The following is a 20223-nucleotide window of genomic DNA, read 5'->3' as shown; positions in this document are numbered from 1 at the left end:
GTCACCCGCTCGCCGGTCCGCAGCGTGACCCCCAGCGCCCGGCACCGGTCCGCGACCGCCTCCGCGAGCCGGCGCAGCCCGCCGGGCACGTACCAGGACCCGAACTGCTGCTCCACGTACGGCACGACGGCCAGCGCGGCGGGGGCTCGGCGGGGGTCGGAGCCGGAGTAGGTGGCGTAGCGGTCGAGCAGCAGGCCCAGGCGCGGGTCGCGGAGGTGGCGCGCGCCCACCCCGCGCAGGCTGCGCCAGGGGGCGACGGCGACCAGGTCGCGCACCCGCAGCGACAGGCGGGCGAGCCCGCCCGGGGACACCGGCGACTCCAGGAAGTGCTCGTGGGTCGCCTCCACACCCGCTCGGCGTGGCGCAGGAACGCCTCCCACTGCGCGCCGGCCCCGTCGCCGAGCGCGGCGTCCATCGCCGGCGCGATCGCCAGGCGCTCCCCGGGCAGGTCGAGCTCCACGCCGTCGCCGAAGCGGTAGCGGGCGGCGACGTCGAGGCGCCGGAGGCCGAGGACGTCGTGCAGGGGCGCCCCGGTGTCGGCGAAGAGTCGCTCGAACACCGCGGGCATGGTCACCAGCGAGGGGCCGGTGTCGAAGCGGAAGCCGCCGAGCTCGACGGCGCCGAGCTTCCCGCCGACCCGCTCGGCCTGCTCGAGCAGCGTCACCGGGGAGCCGGAGGCCGCCAGCCGCGCCGCCGTCGCCAGCCCGCCGAGCCCGCCGCCGACGACCACGACGCGCGGGTCGGTCACACGGCAGGCCGCTGCTGGGATGGCTGCTCGGACCCGGACCCGGACCCGGACCCGGACCCGGACCCCGTCCCGGCCTCGACCGGTCGGCCCCGCCAGCGCAGCGTGCCCGCGCGCCGGCGCCGCAGGGAGTCGACGGTCAGCGCGCCGACCGCGAGCACGGACACGGGGTGGGCGACCGCGTCGCGGACCCGGGCGCCCGTCCGCCGGGCGGCGAGCGCCCGGCTCGCGACCCCCGCGAGGTAGCCGACGAGGCCGACCCGCGAGCCGCCCAGCGCCGCCAGGGCGGGCAGGACGTAGGTGACGCCGAGGAGCGCGAGCACCCCGGCGGCGCCCGCCGGCGACCCGAACGCGGCCCACAACGACTTCGCGTAGCCCTCGCGCAGCTCGCCGGCGCCCCGGTACATGCGGCACGACGCGACGTCCGTGCCGTCGGCGACGATCCCGTGGCCGCCGGCCCGCTTGATCGCCCGGAGCAGGGCGAGGTCGTCGAGGACCTCGCCGCGCGAATGGCCGCCGGCGGCCCGGTAGGTCTGCGCGTCGACGGCGAGCAGCTGCCCGTTGGCCGCCGTGAGCGTCGGGCGGGACGAGAGCTCGGCGGCCCGCAGCGGCAGCATCGCGAGCCACGACCACGCCAGCAGCGGCTGGACCAGGCGCTCGGCGCCGCCCTCGGCGAGCTGGCGCGGGTGCGGCGAGACGAGGTCGAGCCCGCGGCGGCGCAGCAGGTCGACCGTGGCGGCAAGCCCGTACGGCGCGACGCGGACGTCGGCGTCGACGAAGACGAACACCCCGGTGCGCGGGTGCGCCGCGCCCACGAGCTGGTGGCAGGCCCAGGGCTTCGCGAGCCAGCCGGGCGGGGGCGGCACGCCGTCGAGCACCCGCACCCGCGGGTCGCCGAGCTCCCGCACCCGCGCGCCGGTGCCGTCGGCGGACCCGTCGTCGAGCACCACGATCTCCACCGGGGCCGACCAACCGTCGACGGCCGCGAGCAGGGCCCGCACGGCGTCACCGATGCCGGCGGCCTCGTCGCGGGCCGGCACGAGGACCGCGACGCGCTCGCCCGGGGGCGGCGCGGCCGGGTCGGGGACGGGCAGGCGCCGCAGGTTGTCGACGGTGAGGCCGAGCGAGGCGAGGGCGAGCGTCGTGCCGATCCCGACGAGCTTCACGCGTCGCTCCCGCGGCGGGAGAGCACCACCAGCAGCGGCACCCCGACGAGACCCATGAGCAGCCCGCCGACGAGCGCGACCGAGGGCCGTCCGAAGAACACCGCGGCGGCCATCGTCGACGAGAGGAACGTCCAGCACCACAGCGCGAGCGGCAGCCGGTCGTCGCCGTCGTGGCGGTCGGGCAGCACGCGGTCCAGCGCGGCGATCATCAGCAGGGCGACGAGCAGCCAGCCGGCGAAGTTGGACACCGGGATGCCCGGGATCCCGGGCAGCGTCGGCCACGGCTCGAGCCAGTACCAGTGGCCGGCCTCGACCATCTGCGGGTCGAGGAAGACGTCCCAGGTGGCGAGCGCCCAGGCCCCGATCGCGGTGGTGACGCCCCGGCCCCGGCCGAGCGCCGCGGTCAGACGTCGCCCGACGATCAGCGACGGGTAGGCCATCATGATCCACGCGGCCGGGACGACCAGTGGCACGCCGAGTACGGCGGTGCCGAGCGAGCCGGTGTAGGCGTACTGCCCGAACGGCAGGCCGGTCGCGAGCCCGATCGCCTCGGCGGCCAGGCCGCCCCCGCCCGCGACGACGACGAGGCCGACGGCGGCGCCGGAGCCGCGGGTGAGCAGGGCGTGCACCACCGAGGCGCATGCGAAGAGGACCACCGCGAGCACGGTGAGCGTCGGCGTTCCGCCGCCGGTGAGCGGGAAGGCGATCTGCACGCCGACCACGCCGGCGCCGAGCGCCCAGGGCACGGCGTGCCGGGTCGGACGGACGCCCGGGTGGCCGGTGACGGCGGGCCGGACGCGGGTCGCGTGGCTCATCGGCCGGCCCCGACCGCGACGGGCGCGGTCTCCCGGACGGGCGGCTCCGCGGGCGGAGCTGATCGCAGGCGCCGGTCGAGCGCGTCGGTGGCCGCCCAGCCCGTCAGCAGCAGCACGTGCAGCACGAACATCCAGAGGGCGATCGCGACCGCCGCGCCGACGACGTCGAGCCCGCCGAACGGGATGCCCAGGTCGATCGGCAGGGCGAGGAACAGCAGGAAGCCCTGGAGGAACCCGGCGAGCACCGCCGCGGTCCCGAACGCCCCGATCAGGGTGGCCCGCCAGCGCGGGCCGCCGGGCGCGACGATGCCGAACCCCCAGGCCAGCACGACGCCGAGCGCGACGAAGGAGAGGTGGAAGGCGACCACGATCCAGCCGGCGGTGGCCAGGAACCCGCCGGTGCGGGCGAGGTCGGCGAGCAGCGGCGCGCCGGCGAACACCCCGAGGGCGAGGACGGGCACCACGAGCACGAGGGGCAGCAGGCTCACCCGCGCGCGCCAGCCGGTGAAGCGGTCGCGACGCGGCGACAGGCGCAGGCACGCGCGGCGCAGGCCCTCGCCGTAGAACGTCGCGGGCAGGACGGTGACGAGCGCGCCCCACGGGCCGAGGTCGAGCCCGGCGCGCACGAGGGCGTCGTAGACCGGCCGCGCGCCCATCTCCGGCGGCACGAGCAGGCGCAGGTCGGCGAGGTAGGCGCCGACCGTCTCGGGCGACGTGAGCAGCGCCGCGCCCCACACCGCGAGCAGCAGCCACGGCACGACGCCGAGGGCGGCGAAGTAGGTCAGTCCGGCCGCGACGGCGGCGAGGTCGCGTCCGCGCAACGTCGCTCCGACGTCCCGGGCGAGCGCCAGGCACGCAGCGATCGGCGCGGGTCGACGGGGCACCGGCCGGGCGTACCCGAGGTGGTGGTGGCACAACCGATCGCGGCGCGGGTCACAGGCCCTTCTCAGTCGATATCACCGCGATACCGATGAGTCCTGACGACGAACCGAGTCCCACACCAGGAGTGCGGGGACAGCCCCCGCGAGGAGTCGGAGGAGGACGGGTCATGTCTCCGCGACAGCGCACCGGGGTGCTGCTGCTCGCATCGGTGACCTCGCTGATGTGCGCGCTGGACACGCTGGTCGTCTCGACGGCCGGTGACCGCGCTCGCGCTGACCCTCGTCGGCGCCGCGTACCCGCCCGAGCAGCGCGGACGCGCCCTCGGTGTCCTCGAGGGCGTCACCGGCCTCGCCGTGCTCGCCGGGCCCGGGCTCGGCGGCGTCGTCACCGACGTCGTCGGGTGGGAGTTCGTGTTCTGGCTCAACGTGCCCATCGGGCTGGTCGTCGTGCCCCTCGTGCTCGCGGTGGTGCCGGAGTCCCGCGGCGGGGACACGCGCCTGGACACCCCCGGCGTGGTGCTGCTCGCGGCCGGGGCGCTCGCGCTCGTGTGGGGCCTGACGCGCGGCAACGTCGCGGGGTGGGGATCGGTCGAGGTGCTCGCGTGCCTCGTCGCGGCCGCGGCGCTGGCGGTGGCCTTCGTGCTCCGGCAGCGCCGAGCGCTCGAGCCGCTGCTGCCCGGTCGGCTGCTGCGCGCGCCCGGGTTCGTGGCGGGCAACCTCGCGACCGTCGGCCTGTTCGTCTCGGTCTTCGGTGGCGTCTTCTTCTACTCGCAGCTCCTCGCGGTCGGCCTCGGGTTCTCGCCGCTGGGGGCCGGGCTCGGGCTCATGGCGTGGACGTCGGCGCTGTTCGTGCTGGGGCCGGTCGGGGGCCTGCTGGCCGACCGGATCGGCAACCGGCCGCCGCTCGTGGTCGGGCTGGTGCTCACGGCGTTGGGGACGGCGTGGATCGCGCTCGCCGCCGCGTCCGCGGACCTCTCCTACGTCGACCTCGTGCCCGGCTTCCTCGTCTCGAGCGTCGGCGGCTCGCTGGCCATGCCCGCCGCCGCGAACGCGGTGCTGGGCGGGCTCGGGCCGGCCGACGTCGGCAAGGCGGCCGGGGTGAACAGCACGCTGCGCGAGCTCGGCGGGGTGCTGGGCCTGGCGCTGCTCGTGGCGGTGTTCGCGCCGCTCGGGGGCTACGCCGACGCCGCCGACTTCCTGGCCGGGTTCGTCCCCACGATGGCCGTGTGCGCCGCGCTCACGGCCCTGGGCGCCGTGGCGGGGCTGTGGGTGCCGCGACGGCCCCGGGTGTCGGTGGGGGCTCAGGGATGGCGGGCGTAGGCGTCGACCAGGCAGTACAGGCCGTAGGCGGCGAAGCCGAGGCTCGCGATCGCCAGGGCCGTCGTGCCCAGCGTGTGCTCGGCGACGGTGCGCAGCGCGACGTCGAGCCCCGCGACCTCGTCCGGGTCGTCGTCGAGGACGGCGCCGAGGGCGAGGACGCCGACCCCGGCGAAGACGACGGCGCGGGTCAGGTTGCCCACCGCGCCGAGCCAGCGGGCGAGGTGGCGCAGGCGGGGGGTGAGCTTCTCGGGGACGAGGTCGCCGAGGAAGGTCGCGCGGACGCCGGTGAACGCGGTGGAGATCGCCGTGATCAGCACGACGATCGCGGCGAGGAGCACGAGGAGCCGCCCGCCGGGCAGGCCGAAGATCTCGGTGGTGAGCACCCGCAGGTCGGACCCGTCGCCGGGGCCGCTCACGAGGACCCGCACGGCCAGGTAGGCGACGCCGCTGACGCCGAGGGCCTTGGCGAACGCGCCGATGCGCTTGCGCCGACGCAGGCCGCGCCCCTCGACCCACCGGAACCCCACGGTGCCCGCACGGACCTGCCAGACCGCGAAGGTCACGAGGCACACCGTCGCGACGGCGAGCAGGACCCGTCCGAGGAGGCCGCTGCGGGCGACGATCGCGACGGCGCCGCCCTGGTCGACGGGCGACATCGCGCCCAGCGCGGCGAGGGCGCCGGCCAGCCAGGCCAGCAGGAGGTGCACGATCCCGTAGGCGACGAGGCCGGCGCGGCCCAGGAGCTCCGACCAGTGGCCCGGGGCGTCGTGCCAGTCGGGGTCGGGGGTCGTCCGCGGGGGCGGGGCCGTCCCCGACGAGATCGTCACGGGTCCGTCCTATACCTCGGACGGCCGATCACCACCCACGTGTGACGAGTCTTCAGCGCGGCGTCAGCCGATCGATGCCGGGACCGGCCCGCTCCACCGCGGGCCACCCGGTGTCGTGGGCGCGCTCGGCCTCCTCGGCGCGCCCGCCGCCCCGCACCCCGAACAGGCGCTTGGCGACGAGGAGATAGACGATCACGGCGATGTTGACCACCAGGGCGAGGATCTTCGTCGGCGTCGGTCCGTGGCTCAGCTCCCAGATCTCGAGCGCGAGCAGGACGGTGGTGGCGACGAACGTCAGGTACTCCGCCCAGCGCCGCGCGTACCAGAGCCCGACCGCCTCGACGGCCTCGAGCACCGCGTAGGCCAGCAGCACGAGCGCGAGCCAGTAGAGCGTGGAGGACGGGACGTCGAAGGCGCGCTCGACCTCGGTGAGCAGCGTCGGGCCGCCGTGGCCGACCGGGCCGCCGAGGCTCGCCTGCAGGATGCCGACGATCTGGCCCACGATCGGGCCCCAGCTCGCGCGGTAGGCCGCGAACAGGAGCACGGCGGTGCCGAGCAGCCCGAGGCCGACGACGTGCAGGGCGCGGTCGAGGGCGATGAGGCGCAGCACGTAGCGGTCGCGCAGCGGGCGGCCGCGCAGCGGGACGTCGATCTCGTCGGGCTCGGGGGCGGTCTCGCGGGTGGGTGTCGTGGGCGCCGCGCGGGGCTCCCAGGCGTCACAGCGCAGGCAGCGGTGCCAGCGCAGGCCGTCGGCGTCCTCCCGCACGAGCTGCGCGTCCTGCGTACGGACCGTGGCCGCGTCGGTGCCGACGAGCGCGTGCCCGTGCAGCGCACAGCCCAGGAGCTCGTAGCGCAGTCTCACGGTTCGTGATGCTAGGCGGACACGGCTGACCCGACACGGGTGCGGACGAAGCTTCGGAAACCGAAGCGTCGCCGACGAGGTGGACGCCAGCCCGCCGCGTCACACCGTCACGAGCGCGGGCGACCGACAGGGGTTCGAAGAATGCTTCGGAAACCGAAGCGTCGCCGACGAGGTGGACGCCGGCCCGCCGCGTCACACCGTCCACGACCGCGGCCCACCGACAGGGCCGACGATGCTCCGGACCGCGGGGGAGGGGACCGCGGGGGAGGGGAGCGCGGCCAGGACGTCGGAGGGGGTGACGGCGAGCAGCGCGGGGTCGGGGTCGTCGGCGAAGCGCTCGCCGCGTCGGACCGTGTCGTCGCCGAGCACGACGTGGGGGCCGCCCGGGGGCGGGCCCCACTGCGTCGGAGGCACGGGGCCGAACAGGGTCACCGAGGGCGTGCCGAACGCCGTCGCCACGTGGCTGATGCCGGTGTCGCCCGCGAGGACGAGCGCGGAGGCGGCCACGAGGTCGAGCAGCCCGGCGAGGTCGGTGCGCCCGCCGAGGTCGGCGTCGACGGGCAGGCCCGCCCGGGCCACGACCTCGGCGGTGAGCCGGTGCTCGCTGCTCGAGCCCGTCACGACCACCGGGTGACCCCGCGCCTGCAGCGCGGCGGCGCACGCGGCGAACCGCTTCGCCGGCCAGCGCTTGGCGCCGTAGGCGGCGCCCGGGTGCACGACGACGGGCCCGGAGGCGACGGCCCGGCGTCCGGGCAGCGTGAGGTCGTCGGCCCCGTCCCGCGCGGTCGCGGCGTCGACCAGGCCGGTCGCGGCGAGCAGGTCGCACCAGCGGTGTCGTTCGGGGCGCGTGGGGTCGTCGACCCACGCCGGCCCGTCCCAGCCCGGCGCCGCGTGCCCGATCCGCCGGCGCGGGGCCAGCGCATCGAGGCGCGCGTGGCTCTCGGGCCCGCGCCCGTGGAGGTTCACGGCCACGTCGACCCGTGAGTGATGTTCACGGCTATAGCCGTGAACATCACTCACATGGGTGTCCACCGCCTCGATCCGGGCCACGAGGGGAGCGAGGGCGTCCGGGGCCACGAGGACGATCTCGTGGTCGGGCAGCGCCCGGCGCAGCAGCCGCAGGGCGGGGACGGCGACGAGCAGGTCGCCCAGGCCGAGGTCGCGCAGGACGACGGCCGTCGGGCGGGAGCTCACCGCGCGTCGCCGACGTCCCCGCGCAGCTGGACCAGCGTCTTCGCGAGCAGGCGGGAGACGTGCATCTGGGAGATGCCGACGTGCTCGGCGATCTGCGACTGCGTCAGGTTGCCGAAGAAGCGCAGCTTGATGATCGTCCGCTCGCGCTGGGGCAGCTTCTCGAGCAGCGGGGCCAGCGTCTGCTGGTACTCGACCTGCTCGAGGGCCGCGTCGGCCTCGCCGAGCAGGTCGGAGACCTTGCCGGAGTCCGGGTCGTCGACGAGCATCTCGTCGAGCGAGCCGCTGCGGTAGGCGTTCGACGCCTCGAGCGCCTCGAGCACTTCCTCCTTGGAGATGCCCAGGTGCTCGGCCAGCTCGGGGGCGTTGGGGGCGCGGCCCAGCGTCTGCGACATCTGCGACATCGCCGCCGACAGCGTGACGTTGAGGTCCTTGAGCCGCCGCGGCACACGCATCGACCACGCCTGGTCACGGAAGTGGCGACGGACCTCGCCGGTGATCGTCGGCACCGCGTAGGACAGGAAGTCGGTGCCGCGGTCCGGGTCGTACCGGTCGACGGCGTTGATCAGCCCGAGGGTCGCGACCTGCTCGAGGTCCTCCTCCGGCTCGCCGCGCCGGGAGAACCGCCGCGCGATGTGCTGGGCGACCGGCAGGTGCCCGCGCACCAGTTCGTCGCGTAGCCGCAGCCGCTCCGGGGACCCCATCTCGAGCTTCGCGTGCTCGGCGAGCTTCGGCATGAGGTGGTCGTACTCGCCCCGCGAGGAGCTGCGCCGCCCGTTCGACCGGCCGCCGGACCCGGTGTCCTTCGCGGCGTCCGCCGCCGGGCGCGGGGCGGTGTCCGTGGTGCCGGTGGTCTCGTCGGACTCGGCGGAGGCGACGGCCTCGTCCGCGTCGCTCGTCGTGGTGGTCGCGGCCATGGCGTCGATGGAGGTCACATCCGTCGTCTCTGGAGTGGGAGGGGGCGCCGGGTCGGAGGACGGCGTCACGTCCCCGGGCTCCGGGGACGCTCGGGCATGAAGGACACGGCGGCGTCCCGGGGCGGCACCTGGTCGTCGGACGCGCCGAGCGAGGCACCCAGCGCCGGACGCACCAGCGTCATCCGCAGGGCCAGCCGGTGCGCCTCGCCGGGAGCGGTGGGTGCCTCGGAGAGCACCCGCACGTCGTCGGCCAGGACGGTCAGCACCCGCCACGCGAACGTCGTGGTGGGCAGGCCGGTCGGTCCCGTCGTCGAGACGGACGAGGTGACGGTGATCCGGTCGTCGTCCACCGTGAAGGTGACGGTGAGCTTGGTGCCCGGGCGGGCGAGCCCGGCCAGGCTCGTGCACGCCTCGTCCACGGCGAGCCGGAGATCGTCGACGGCGTCCAGGGGGAACTCGGCCCGGGCCGCGAGATCGCCGGCGACGGTGCGCACGGTGACGAGCGCCTCCGGCTGGGCCAGGACACGCACTTCCACGTCACGCGGCGCACCCGGACCCCGGTCCTCAGGGGGGTGGGTACGGATCAACGCGGTTCCCTCCAGGGCGGTCACGTCCGGTTCGAGCGGACAGGACCGGCGCGGTCCCGGTCTCCGGGCGTGTACCCGGGCCCCCCACCCACAAACCGATGCGGCTCGCGGGCCACACGCTCCCCACACCGCCGGGGGGACGGGCCGTGCGGGGCCGCGCGGTCCGTGGTGTGCTCCCGGGCCGTGAGCACCCGGCCCCGTGCGGTGCTGTTCGACCGCGACGGCACCCTCGTCGTCGACGTCCCCTACAACGGCGACCCCGACGCCGTGCGCGCCATGCCCGACGCGGCGGCGGCGCTGGATCGGGTCCGCGCGGCGGGCGTCCCGATCGGCGTCGTCAGCAACCAGTCCGGCATCGCCCGGGGCCTGCTCGACACCGGGCAGGTCGAGGCCGTCAACGCCCGGGTCGCCGAGATCCTCGGCCCGTTCGCGGTGTGGCGGTGGTGCCCGCACGGCCGTGACGACGGGTGCGCCTGCCGCAAGCCCGCGCCCGGGATGGTGCTCGACGCGGCCGCCGCCCTGGGGGTCGCGGCCGCCCACGTGGCCGTGATCGGCGACATCGCCGCGGACGTCGGCGCCGCCGACGCCGCCGGGGCCCGGGCGGTGCTCGTGCCGACGCCCGCGACCCGCCGCGAGGAGATCGAGGACGCCGCGGCGCGCGGGATCCTCGCCGACGACCTGGCCGGGGCCGTCACGCTGCTGGGGTTCGCGCCATGAGTCGGGTGCTCGTCGTCCGCCTCGACAGCGACGGCGACGTCCTGCTCGCCGGACCGGCGGTCCGCGCGGTGGCGGCGGGCGCCGACGAGGTCGTCATGCTCGTCGGGCCGCGCGGCCGGCAGGCGGCCGGCCTGCTGCCCGGAGTGGACGCCGTCGAGGTCTGGCGCTGTCCCTGGGTCGACGGCGAGCCCCCGCCGGTGACGCGCGAGGGCACCGAGGAGGTCGTCGACACGCTCGCCGCCGTGGGCGCCGACGAGGCGGTGGTGCTCACCTCGTTCCACCAGTCGCCGCTACCGACCGCGCTGGTGCTGCGCATGGCGGGCGTCGGGCGGATCACCGCGGCCTCGGTCGACTACCCCGGCAGCTTGCTCGACGTCCGCCTCCGTCCCGGCGACCCGGCGCTCGATCCCACCGTGGACCTGCCCGACGAGCTTCCCGAGGCCGAGCGCGCGCTCGCGATCGCGGCCCGCGCCGGCCACGTACTCCCCGAGGGCGACGACGGGCGGCTCGCGGTCACGATCGACGACGACGCCCGCCGCGAGGCCGCCGACGTGCTCGCCGCACACGGCGTCGACGGTCCCTACGTGGTGCTGCACCCGGGGGCCTCGGTGCCGGCGCGGGCGTGGTCGCCGCACCGCGCGACCGAGGGCGTCGCGGCCCTCGCGGCCGCCGGCCACCGGGTGCTCGTGACGGGCGCGCCGGGCGAGGCCGCGCTCACCGCGCGGGTGGCCGGACGCGACGGCGTGGATCTCGGCGGACGGACGTCCTTCGGTGCGCTCGCCGGCGTCCTGGCCGGTGCGCGGGCGGTGGTGGTGGGCAACACAGGACCCGCCCATCTGGCGGCCGCGGTGGGTGTGCCGGTCGTCTCGTTGTTCGCCCCCGTCGTGCCCCCGGAGCGGTGGGCTCCTTACGGAGTGCGACGAATTCTGCTCGGTGATCAGGAGGCGCCCTGCCGGGGCACACGCGCGCGGACCTGTCCCGTGCCTGGTCACCCCTGCCTCGACAGTGTTCGCGCCGATCATGTCGTCGCCGCAGTGGGTGCCTTGATCTACGGAGAGTAGTAGTTCCGGAGGAGAAGTTTATGGGTCCCCGGCGGGAACCAATACCTCGCCGGTGACCTTCCCGCCCGCCGCGACGTCCGTTCCGCGGACCGTCCTGCACTGGCACGTGCACGGCTCCTGGAGCACGGCTTTCGTGCAGGGCCGGCACACGTGTCTGCTCCCGGTGCTGCCCGAGGGCGGCCCCTGGGGCGGCGGGCGTCCGGCGGCCTGGGACTGGCCGGCACGGGCCGAGGAGGCCACCCCCGAGCAGCTGCGCGAGCGCGCCGACGAGATCGACGTGGTGGTGCTCCAGCGGCCCGAGGAGATCGAGCTGACCGAACGCTGGACCGGTCGGCGCCCCGGCGTCGACCTGCCCGCGGTGTTCGTCGAGCACAACACCCCCAAGGGCGACGTGCCGACGACCCGGCACCCGCTCGCCGACCGCGACGACATCCCCGTCGTCCACGTCACCCACTTCAACGCCCTGGCGTGGGACACCGGCCGGGCGCCGTCCCGGGTGATCGAGCACGGCGTGCTCGACCCCGGCGACCGCTACACCGGCGAGATCGGCCGGGCGGCGGTCGTCGTCAACGAGCCGGTGCGCCGCGGACGGGTCACCGGCACCGACCTGCTGGCCGGGTTCGCCGACACCGTCGGTCTCGACGTCTTCGGGATCGGCAGCGAGCGCCTGGGTGAGGCCGTGACCCACCCGGACGTCGCGATCGGCGGCGACCTGCCGCAGGACCGGCTCCACACCGAGATGGCGCGCCGACGGGTCTACCTGCACCCGGTGCGCTGGACGTCCCTGGGCCTGTCGCTGATCGAGGCGATGATGCTCGGGATGCCGGTGGTCGCCCTGGCCACCACCGAGGTGGCGGTCGACGTGCCGGCCGACGCCGGCGTCGTCGCCACCGACCTGCGGGTCCTGCGCGAGGGTCTGCGGACCTATCGCGACGACCCCGACCTCGCCCGCGCCGCGGGTGCCGCCGGACGGGCCTCCGCCCTGGCCCGCCACGGGTTGGACCGCTTCCTGGACGACTGGGAGCGGCTGCTCAGCGAGATCGTCGAGGGCGGACCCGGCGGCGTCGACGAGGACGCCGCCCTCGCCCGTGGATTGGGTCGGCTCCAGCCAGCGGGCTGACCCCTTTCCCCCTGGACCGGCACCTGCCGGTCGTGACCTCCCCGGCGCCCGTGGCGCCACCCGAGCGACGACGCGACCACCCCGTGCGGGGGGTCGTGGGAGGAGTGCGCGCATGCGGATCGCGATGGTCTCCGAGCACGCCAGCCCGCTGGTGGCGTCGAACGGCCTCGGCGGGGTCGACGCCGGTGGCCAGAACGTCGCGGTGCGCGCGCTCGCGCTGGCGCTGGCCGACGCCGGGCACGAGGTGGTCGTCCACACCCGCCGCACCGACCCGCGCACGCCGCGGCGGGTGTCGATGGCGGCCGGTGTCGTGGTCGACCACGTCGACGCCGGCCCGCCGGCCGAGCTGCCGAAGGACGAGCTCGTCGACCTCATGGACGCGTTCTCGGTCGACCTGGCCGCCTGCTGGCGCGCGGAGCGGCCCGACGTCGTCCACGCCCATTTCTGGATGTCGGGGCTGGCGGCCCTGCCCGCGGCACGGGCCCTCGGCGTGCCGATCGTGCAGACCTTCCACGCGCTGGGGTCGGTCAAGCGCCGCCACCAGGGCGCCGACGACACGAGCCCGGCCCGCCGGGTCGCGGCCGAGAGCGATCTCGGCGCCTCGGTCGACCGGGTCCTCGCGACGTGCCGCGACGAGGCCGACGAGCTCGCCGCGCTGGGCGTTCCCGCCGAGCAGGTGACGGTCGTGCCCTGCGGGGTCGACGTGGAGCACTTCACGCCGGCGGGCGAGGGTGCGCCGACCTCTGGCCGCGGCGGGTTCCGCGTGCTCACCGTGAGCCGGCTGGTGCCGCGCAAGGGCGTCGACACGGTGATCACCGCGCTCGGGCGCCTGCCCCGCGACGTCGAGCTGACCGTCGCGGGCGGGCCGAGCGCGGACCGTCTCGACGACGATCCCGAGGTCCGCCGCCTGCGTGCGCTCGCCGCGCGGACGGGGGTCGCCGACCGCGTCACGTTCCTCGGGGCGGTCTCCCACGACGCGCTGCCGGCGCTCTACCGCGATTCCGACGCCGTCGCCTGCGTCCCGGCCTACGAGCCGTTCGGGCTCGTCCCGCTCGAGGCGATGGCCTGCGGGCGCCCCGTCGTCGCGGCCGCCGTCGGCGGGCTCGCGGACACCGTCGTCGACGACGTCACCGGCCACCACGTCCCGGCGGGCGACCCGGCCGCGGTCGCCGCGGCCCTCGAGGCGCTGCGGGCCCATCCCCGCCGCGCCCGGGCGTTCGGGCGGGCGGGGCGACGCCGCGCGGTCGCCGAGTACGGCTGGGACCGCGTCGCCGCCGCCCATGAGCAGGCATATGCGGGTGTCCTGGCGTCGACCACGAGGTCGTCCGGCGTGCTGACCACGGGGAGCCCCGCATGAGCGCCGACAGGATCGTGCACCGGCACCTCGGCGGGCTGCGGGCGACGCTCGACGGCCTGGCCGGGGAGTCGGGACGCATCGAGCGCTGGGGTGTCGACCTCGCGACCCGCCTGAGCCGTGGCTCGCGCCTGCTCGCGGCCGGCAACGGCGGCAGCGCGGCGGAGGCCCAGCACCTGACCGCCGAGCTCGTCGGGCGCTACCGCGGCGAGCGCGAGCCGCTGTCGGCGATCGCGCTGCACGCGGACACGTCGGCGATGACGGCGCTCGGCAACGACTACGGCTACGACGAGGTCTTCGCGCGCCAGGTGCGCGCCCACGGCCGTCCCGGCGACGTGCTGATGCTGCTCTCGACCAGCGGGCGCAGCCCCAACCTCGTGGCCGCGGCCGAGGCGGGCCGCTCGCTCGGGCTCACCGTCTGGGCGCTGACCGGGCCGGGACCGAACCCGCTCGCCGAGGCCGCGAGCGAGGCGCTGTGCCTGCCGGGGGAGACCCCGTCGGTGCAGGAGGCGCACCTGGTGACCGTGCACCTGCTGTGCGAGATGGTCGACCGGTCGCTGGCCTCGCGGGTCTCGGCCCCCGCCCGCGCGACCCAGGAGCTCGTCCCGTGAGCGCGCCCCTGGTGATCGTCGGCGACTGCCTGCGCGACGTCGACGTCCACGGCGCCGTCGACCGGCTGTGCCCGGACGCGCCCGCGCCGGTGCTCGCGGCCGAGAGCAGGCGCGAGCGCCCGGGCGGCGCCGGCCTGACGGCCCTGCTCGCGTCGCGCTCCTCGTCGCGGCCGGTGCGGCTCGTGACGGCGCTCGGCGAGGACGCCGAGTCGCTGCGCGCGTTGCTCACCGGTGTGGACGTCGTCGCCGCGACCGCGGAGGGGATGACGCCGACCAAGACCCGGATGCTCGCCGGGGACCGGGTGCTGCTGCGGGTCGACGCGGCCGGGCTTCGGGACGTCTCCGTGGATCGTCCCGTGCTCGACGCCATCGCCGGGGCCGGCGCGGTGCTGGTCTCCGACTACGGGCGCGGGCTCACCGCCGACCCCGCCGTCCGCGAGGCCCTCACCGCCGCCGCGGCCCGGGTGCCGCTGGTCTGGGACCCGCACCCGAACGGCGCCCCGCCCGTCCCCGGCGCCACGCTCGTCACCCCGAACATGTCGGAGGCTCGCGGCTACGTGAGCGAAGTTCCCGGCTATAGCCGGGAACTTCGCTCACGGGGGTTCCCGCACGAACCCGCCGCGCTGGGCGAGGCGCTGCGCGAGCACTGGGGCGTCGACGCCGTCGCCGTCACCGCGGGCAGCCGCGGCGCCGTGCTGCGCGGGGCCACCGGCACCTCCGTGACGCCCGCCGAACCGGCCCGCGGCGGCGACCCGTGCGGCGCCGGCGACCGGTTCGCCGCCACCGCCGCGGTCGCCCTCGCCGACGGCGCCGCACTCGACGACGCGGTGCGCGCCGCCGTCGCCGCGGCCGCCGACTTCGTGGCCGCGGGCGGGGCGGGCGCCATCGACGACGTGCCCGACCCGGCGTCCGCGGAGCGACCCGCCGACGTCGTCGCGGCCGCCCGCGAGCGCGGCGCGACCGTGGTCGCCACCGGCGGCTGCTTCGACCTCCTGCACGCAGGGCACGCCCGCACCCTCGCGGCCGCGCGCCGCTTGGCCGGCGAGGACGGCGTGCTGGTGGTCTGCCTGAACTCCGACGCCTCCGTGCGCCGGCTCAAGGGTCCCGACCGTCCCGTCGTCGCCGAGGCCGACCGCGTCGAGATGCTCCGCGCACTCGCCGCCGTCGACGCCGTCGAGGTGTTCGACGAGGACGACCCGCGCACGGTGCTCGAGCGCCTGCGCCCCGACGTCTGGGTCAAGGGCGGCGACTACGCGACCGACGAGCTGCCCGAGACCCCGCTGGTGCGGGGCTGGGGCGGCGAGGTCGTCGCCGTGCCGTACCACGCGGGCCGCTCGTCCACGCGGCTGCTCGCGCGCCTCGAACCCGAACCCGTCCCCACTGGAGGAACACCGTGACCAGCCCTGGCACCGTCCTGATCACCGGCGGCTCGTCCGGCCTCGGCGCCGCCGTCGCCGAGTCCGTCGTCGCCGCCGGCGGCACCCCCGTCGTCCTCGACCTGAAGGCGCCCGACGCCGGGCACGCCTTCGTCGAGGTCGACCTCGCCGACCCCCGCGCCGCCGAGGACGCCGTGGCGCGGGCGAGCGACCAGGTCGGCGGCCTCGACGCCGTCGTCACCGCCGCCGGCATCGACCGCTGCGGGCGCCTCGTCGACGTCGACGCCGCCGAGTGGGACCGCGTCGTCATGGTCAACCTGCTGGGCACGGCCGCCGTCGTGCGCGCCGCCCTCCCGCAGCTCGAGCAGCGCCGCGGCAAGGTCGTCACCGTCTCCTCGACCCTCGGCGTCAAGGCGGTGTCGGACGCGACCGCCTACTGCGCCTCGAAGTTCGGCGTCGTCGGCTTCACCCGCGCGCTCGCCGCGGAGACCGCCGGCACGGTCGGGGTGACGCTGCTGGTCCCCGGCGGCATGTGGACGCACTTCTTCGACGACCGCCCCGACCAGTACAAGCCCGGTGCCGACGCCAAGCTCAACGACCCGGCGCAGACCGCCGACGCCGTGCTCTACGCGCTGACGCGACCGGCCGGCAGCGAGGTGCGCGAGCTCGTCGTCACGTCGTCGGAGGAGGGCTCGTACCCGTGATCGACCCGTCAGTGCAGGTCGGCGGCCGCGGCCTCGGCGTCGGGGTAGGTGTCGAAGAGCTCGGTGAGGCCGGTGAGGCTCAGGGCACGCCCCGCCGTGCGCGGGACGCCCGCGAGCCGCAGCTCGCCCTCGCGGGCGATCGCCGCCTCGCGCTCGGCGATGAGCAGCGCCAGGCCGGCCGACCCCATGAACTCGACGCCGGAGAGGTCGAGCACGACGTGCACCGCGCCGGCGCCGACCTGCACGCCGATCGCCTCGCGCAGCGGCCCGGCCGTGGCGGTGTCGACGTCGCCGGCCGGGGCCACGACGGCCACCCTCGGTGTGAGGAGGCGGGCGTCGATCGTCTGGTCGTCGGAGCCCGCGGTGTCGGGGCCCGTCGAGGGCTGGGGCGCGTCGCTGGCCATCGGCACTCCCGAGACGGATGGGTCACCCCGTCGGAGACGGAGCGGAGAGCGACAGTACCGAGACCTCTCGCACGGCGCCGGTCGGCAGGTACCGCTACCTCCGTCCGCACCGGGCCGCGTTCCCCCGGACGGACGGTCCGCTGATGGCTGCGCCCGAATTGTCACGCCCCGAGGGCCTGGCGCGGCGCGACCCGCCGCCGCGGCCCGACTCGCCCGAGCTGGCCGCCGCCCCGCTGGCCGCCGACCTGCCCGCCCGTCTCGCCGCGGTCGCCCCGCGCGTGGTCGTGGTGGGCGACGCCGTGCTCGACCAGTGGCTCACCGGCCCGTCGCGCCGCCTGTCGCGCGAGGCGCCGGTCCCGGTCGTCGAGGTCGACCACACCCACGGCTCGCCCGGCGCCGCGGCGAACACGGCTGCCAACCTCGCGGCGCTCGGCGCCCGCACGGAGTTCGTCTCGGTGCTCGGCGACGACGCCGACGGGGCGACGGTGCGCGAGGTGCTCGCCGGGTTCGGCGTCGGCACCGCGGGCGTCGTCACCGACCCCTCACGTCCCACCGCGGCCAAGCGGCGGGTGCTCGCCGACGAGGCGCTGGTCGCGCGGTTCGACACGTCGTCGCGGGAGCCGCTGGACGCCGACCGGCGCGCGGCCGTGCACGAGGCCCTGCGCACGGCGGTCGAGGGTGCCGACGCGGTGGTCGTCTGCGACTACGGCGGCGGGATCGTCGACGACGAGACGGTGGCGCTGGTCGGGTCGCTGCTGGATGCCCCGGGGGAGCGCACCTGCCGGCTCGTCGTCGACGCCCACGACCCGGCGCGCTGGGCCCCGGCGCGCCCGGACGTCGTCACCCCCAACGCCGGGGAGGCGAAGCTCCTGCTGGGCCGTGAGCTCGGCGGGCCCGACCGCGTCGCCGCCGCGGAGGCCGCGGGCCCCGAGCTGCGGGAACGCTCCGGCGCGGCGTCGGTCGTGGTCACCCTCGACCGCGACGGGGCCCTGCTGCTGCCCGACGACGGCTCCCCGACGCACCGCACCTTCGCGCGCCCCGCGCCGGAGGCGAACACGTGCGGGGCGGGAGACACGTTCACCGCCGCGCTGGTGCTCGCGCTGGCCGCGGGCACACCGGCGGCCACCGCCGTCGAGCTCGCCCAGGCCGCCGCCGACGTCGTCGTGGGCCGGCCGGGGACCTCGGTGTGCGGCACCGGCGAGCTCGCCGAGCGCGTCGCCGCCGCCGAGGGTCCGTTGCTGGACGCGGCGTCGCTCGCGACGATCGTCCACGACCAGCGCGTGGCCGGGCGGCGCGTGGTGTTCACCAACGGCTGCTTCGACGTCGTGCACCGCGGTCACGTCGCGTCGCTGAACCAGGCCAAGCGCCTCGGCGACGTGCTGGTGGTGGCGCTGAACTCCGACGAGTCGGTGGCCCGCCTCAAGGGCCCGGAGCGTCCGTTGAACCCGCTGGCGGACCGGGCGGCGGTGATCGGCGCGCTGAGCTGCGTCGACCACGTCACCGCGTTCGACGCCGACACCCCCGCCGAGCTGCTCGACCTGCTGCGCCCGGACGTCTACGCCAAGGGCGGCGACTACACCCCGGAGATGCTGCGCGAGACCGCGACCGTCACCGCCTACGGCGGGCGCGTCGTCATCCTCGACTACCTGCCCGACCGGTCGACGACGTCGCTGGTGGACCGCATCCGGAGCGGGTCGTGATCGACGTCCTCATCCCCACGCGGGGCCGTCCGGTCGAGCTCGCGACGACGCTCGCGGGCCTGGCCGCGCAGACGGGCGTGGCGTACCGGGTGACGATCTCCGACCAGTCCGACGGCGACCCCTCGTGGGAGACGCCGTCGGCGTGGACGGTGATCCGCTGGCTTCGTCGGCGCGGCGTCTCGGTGGACCTCCACCGCCACCTGCCGCCGCGCGGGATGGCCGAACAGCGCGCCTTCCTGCTGTCGTGCGCGACGGCGCCGGCGGTGCTCTACCTCGACGACGACGTGTGGCTCGAGCCGGGCGTGCTGGCGCGGCTGCACCGGGCGCTCGGCGAGCTGGGCTGCGGGGTGGTGGGCGCGGCGATGCAGGCACTCGGGCACGCCGAGGACCGGCGGCCGCACGAGGTGACGTCGTTCGCGGCGTGGGACGGGCCGGTGTCGCCGGAGACGCTGGTCAAGGACGGGCCGGGCTGGGAGCGCTGGCGACTGCACAACGCCGCCAACGGGCTGCACCTGGCCGAGTCGCTGGACCTCGACGGGCCGGGGCGCCCGACGCCGTCGCCGGAGTCCTACGTGGCCTACAAGGTCGCGTGGACGGCGGGCTGCGTGATGTTCGACCGCGCCGCGCTGGTCGAGGCGGGCGGGTTCGAGTTCTGGCGCGACCTCCCGCCCGACGCCCACGGCGAGGACGTGCACTCGCAGCAGCAGGTCATGGCCCGCCGCGGCGCCGCGGGCATCCTGCCCTCGGGCGCGTACCACCAGGAGTCCCCCACGGCCCTCCCCGACCGCGGCGTCTCGGCCGTTGACGCGCTCCCCATGTGAGCGAAGTTCCCGGCTATAGCCGGGAACTTCGCTCACGGGTGAAGGTGAGGGAGCCGCCGGACGTGGGCCTGCGTCCAACCGGTCATGGACGATGACCTCGACTTCTGGCAGCGCCTCCTTCGTGACCAGCACGGTGTGGTGACCCGCACGCAGCTGCTCGCCCGTGGCTTCACCGATCACGGCATCCAGGCCCACGTCGACGCAGGCCGGTGGCAGCGGCTCCATGAAGGGGTCTACGTGACCTACTCCGGGCCGCCCACCGCAGAGGCACGGCGTATCGGTGCACTCCTCGCCTGCCGGGGCGGGGCCGTCCTCAGCCATGAGACCGCGGGCGAGCTGCACGGATTCGTGGCGCCCGACGACCAGCGGCCGATTCACGTGACCGTCCGCTACGGCTGTTCGGCGGTCCGGCTGGACGGGGTGAAGGTGCACCGGTCGCGGGCGTTCGCCCACATCGGCTCCGAGGGCGCTCCTCCGCGGACGAACCGGGTCCACACCGTGCTCGACCTCGCCGTGGCCGCACCGGACGCCCGGGAGGCGTCCCGACGCGCCCACCAGTACGCCCTCGACGCGGGCGTCCACCCGCTCGCTCTCGAACGTGCGGCGGAGCTGCGCAGGCCGCCACGACACGGCCGCGCCGTCGCGGACGCCGTGGCGCTCCTCCGCGACGGCGTCCTGTCGCCCTTGGAGCACCGCTACCTCGTCGACGTCGAGCAGGCGCACGGGCTCCCGATCGGGTCCCGGCAGGCACCCGTCCTCGTCGACGGTGTCCGTCGCTACGAGGACATCGCCTACGACCTCCCCGGCGGGCGGGCGATCGTCCGCCTCGACGGGTTCGGCGGCCACCGCGACCCGCGCACTGCTCTCGTCGACCGACGACGCTCGGTGGCAGCCGTGCTCGTAGGTGTGCCGTCGGTCCCGTTCGGGTGGCTCGAGGTCACGACGCTCCCGTGCCGGACGGCGCGGGAGGTCGAAGCGCTCCTCCGCCCTCTCGGGTGGGACGAGCCGCTCGCGCTGTGCCCGCGGTGCCCGTGAGCGAAGTTC

21 protein-coding genes are annotated in these 20223 nt (G+C 76.3%); 11 read left to right on the top strand and 10 right to left on the bottom strand.

The features are described 5' to 3' along the window. Position 1: 1 nt before the first annotated feature. The 4 genes from ACQPYN_RS23195 to ACQPYN_RS23180 are packed head-to-tail and all read right to left on the bottom strand — an operon-like array spanning position 2 to position 3610. Positions 2-748, bottom strand: coding sequence for an NAD(P)-binding protein (locus ACQPYN_RS23195; protein ID WP_433028217.1), 747 nt, complete (start codon positions 746-748; stop codon positions 2-4). Then, on the bottom strand, positions 745-1911 hold the full coding sequence (locus tag ACQPYN_RS23190) for a glycosyltransferase (protein WP_433028215.1): 1167 nt from the start codon (positions 1909-1911) through the stop codon (positions 745-747). The genes ACQPYN_RS23195 and ACQPYN_RS23190 overlap by 4 nt, the downstream gene beginning before the upstream one ends. Beyond that, positions 1908-2726, bottom strand: coding sequence for a carotenoid biosynthesis protein (locus ACQPYN_RS23185; protein WP_433028213.1), 819 nt, complete (start codon positions 2724-2726; stop codon positions 1908-1910). Before ACQPYN_RS23185 ends, ACQPYN_RS23190 begins: the two co-directional genes overlap by 4 nt. Continuing rightward, positions 2723-3610 (bottom strand): YhjD/YihY/BrkB family envelope integrity protein, encoded by an 888-nt coding sequence (locus ACQPYN_RS23180; protein WP_433028211.1) that lies wholly within the window; start codon positions 3608-3610, stop codon positions 2723-2725. Before ACQPYN_RS23180 ends, ACQPYN_RS23185 begins: the two co-directional genes overlap by 4 nt. A 255-nt stretch (positions 3611-3865) precedes the next feature. Here ACQPYN_RS23180 and ACQPYN_RS23175 point away from each other — a divergent pair, with 255 nt between their 5' ends. Next, on the top strand, positions 3866-4927 hold the full coding sequence (locus ACQPYN_RS23175; RefSeq protein ID WP_433028209.1) for an MFS transporter: 1062 nt from the start codon (positions 3866-3868) through the stop codon (positions 4925-4927). Here ACQPYN_RS23175 and ACQPYN_RS23170 read toward each other — a convergent pair. The 5 genes from ACQPYN_RS23170 to ACQPYN_RS23150 all read right to left on the bottom strand — a co-directional run bounded on the left by ACQPYN_RS23170 (position 4909) and on the right by ACQPYN_RS23150 (position 9260). After that, on the bottom strand, positions 4909-5754 hold the full coding sequence (locus ACQPYN_RS23170) for a DUF1206 domain-containing protein (protein WP_433028207.1): 846 nt from the start codon (positions 5752-5754) through the stop codon (positions 4909-4911). The genes ACQPYN_RS23175 and ACQPYN_RS23170 overlap by 19 nt on opposite strands. A gap of 52 nt (positions 5755-5806) precedes the next feature. Then, on the bottom strand, positions 5807-6616 hold the full coding sequence (locus ACQPYN_RS23165; protein ID WP_433028204.1) for a DUF2127 domain-containing protein: 810 nt from the start codon (positions 6614-6616) through the stop codon (positions 5807-5809). 192 nt (positions 6617-6808) lie between these two features. Then, complete coding sequence (locus ACQPYN_RS23160; RefSeq protein ID WP_433028201.1) at positions 6809-7810, bottom strand: glycosyltransferase family 9 protein; 1002 nt, start codon at positions 7808-7810, stop codon at positions 6809-6811. Beyond that, a complete protein-coding gene (locus ACQPYN_RS23155) occupies positions 7807-8544 on the bottom strand; it encodes a SigB/SigF/SigG family RNA polymerase sigma factor (RefSeq protein WP_274191699.1) in 738 nt (245 codons plus the stop codon). Before ACQPYN_RS23155 ends, ACQPYN_RS23160 begins: the two co-directional genes overlap by 4 nt. A gap of 245 nt (positions 8545-8789) precedes the next feature. Continuing rightward, positions 8790-9260: an ATP-binding protein gene (locus ACQPYN_RS23150; protein ID WP_433028198.1), complete on the bottom strand. Its 471-nt coding sequence runs from the start codon at positions 9258-9260 to the stop codon at positions 8790-8792. A 234-nt stretch (positions 9261-9494) separates the two neighbouring features. Here ACQPYN_RS23150 and ACQPYN_RS23145 point away from each other — a divergent pair, with 234 nt between their 5' ends. From ACQPYN_RS23145 to ACQPYN_RS23115, 7 genes are all read left to right on the top strand, one after another. Further along, positions 9495-10028 (top strand): HAD-IIIA family hydrolase, encoded by a 534-nt coding sequence (locus tag ACQPYN_RS23145; protein WP_433028195.1) that lies wholly within the window; start codon positions 9495-9497, stop codon positions 10026-10028. Next, on the top strand, positions 10025-11089 hold the full coding sequence (locus ACQPYN_RS23140; protein ID WP_433028192.1) for a glycosyltransferase family 9 protein: 1065 nt from the start codon (positions 10025-10027) through the stop codon (positions 11087-11089). The genes ACQPYN_RS23145 and ACQPYN_RS23140 overlap by 4 nt, the downstream gene beginning before the upstream one ends. Before the next feature lie 52 nt (positions 11090-11141). Further along, complete coding sequence (locus tag ACQPYN_RS23135) at positions 11142-12209, top strand: glycosyltransferase (protein ID WP_433028189.1); 1068 nt, start codon at positions 11142-11144, stop codon at positions 12207-12209. 112 nt (positions 12210-12321) lie between these two features. Next, positions 12322-13566 (top strand): glycosyltransferase, encoded by a 1245-nt coding sequence (locus ACQPYN_RS23130; RefSeq protein ID WP_433028186.1) that lies wholly within the window; start codon positions 12322-12324, stop codon positions 13564-13566. Further along, entirely contained in the window at positions 13563-14174 is a 612-nt protein-coding gene (locus tag ACQPYN_RS23125) for a D-sedoheptulose-7-phosphate isomerase (protein ID WP_433028183.1), read from the top strand. Before ACQPYN_RS23130 ends, ACQPYN_RS23125 begins: the two co-directional genes overlap by 4 nt. Beyond that, positions 14171-15571 (top strand): PfkB family carbohydrate kinase, encoded by a 1401-nt coding sequence (locus ACQPYN_RS23120; RefSeq protein ID WP_433028180.1) that lies wholly within the window; start codon positions 14171-14173, stop codon positions 15569-15571. Before ACQPYN_RS23125 ends, ACQPYN_RS23120 begins: the two co-directional genes overlap by 4 nt. Next, complete coding sequence (locus ACQPYN_RS23115) at positions 15568-16254, top strand: SDR family oxidoreductase (protein WP_433028177.1); 687 nt, start codon at positions 15568-15570, stop codon at positions 16252-16254. Before ACQPYN_RS23120 ends, ACQPYN_RS23115 begins: the two co-directional genes overlap by 4 nt. Positions 16255-16262: 8 nt before the next feature. Here ACQPYN_RS23115 and ACQPYN_RS23110 read toward each other — a convergent pair whose 3' ends face one another. Then, positions 16263-16658, bottom strand: coding sequence for an STAS domain-containing protein (locus ACQPYN_RS23110; protein WP_433028174.1), 396 nt, complete (start codon positions 16656-16658; stop codon positions 16263-16265). Positions 16659-16801: 143 nt separating this feature from the next. Here ACQPYN_RS23110 and rfaE2 point away from each other — a divergent pair, with 143 nt between their 5' ends. The 3 genes from rfaE2 to ACQPYN_RS23095 all read left to right on the top strand — a co-directional run bounded on the left by rfaE2 (position 16802) and on the right by ACQPYN_RS23095 (position 20214). Beyond that, entirely contained in the window at positions 16802-18358 is a 1557-nt protein-coding gene (gene rfaE2, locus ACQPYN_RS23105) for a D-glycero-beta-D-manno-heptose 1-phosphate adenylyltransferase (protein WP_433028171.1), read from the top strand. Continuing rightward, positions 18355-19179 carry a glycosyltransferase family 2 protein gene (locus tag ACQPYN_RS23100; protein WP_433028168.1) on the top strand — a complete coding sequence of 275 codons (825 nt, stop codon included), beginning with the start codon at positions 18355-18357 and terminating at the stop codon, positions 19177-19179. Before rfaE2 ends, ACQPYN_RS23100 begins: the two co-directional genes overlap by 4 nt. An 84-nt stretch (positions 19180-19263) precedes the next feature. Next, on the top strand, positions 19264-20214 hold the full coding sequence (locus ACQPYN_RS23095; RefSeq protein WP_433028165.1) for a type IV toxin-antitoxin system AbiEi family antitoxin domain-containing protein: 951 nt from the start codon (positions 19264-19266) through the stop codon (positions 20212-20214). Positions 20215-20223 lie beyond the last annotated feature (9 nt).

The organism is Actinomycetospora sp. CA-053990 (assembly GCF_050948445.1).
GTDB classification, from domain to species: domain Bacteria; phylum Actinomycetota; class Actinomycetes; order Mycobacteriales; family Pseudonocardiaceae; genus Actinomycetospora; species Actinomycetospora callitridis.
Note: the sequence above shows the minus strand (reverse complement) of the source record. Positions and strands in the feature narration are given on the sequence as shown.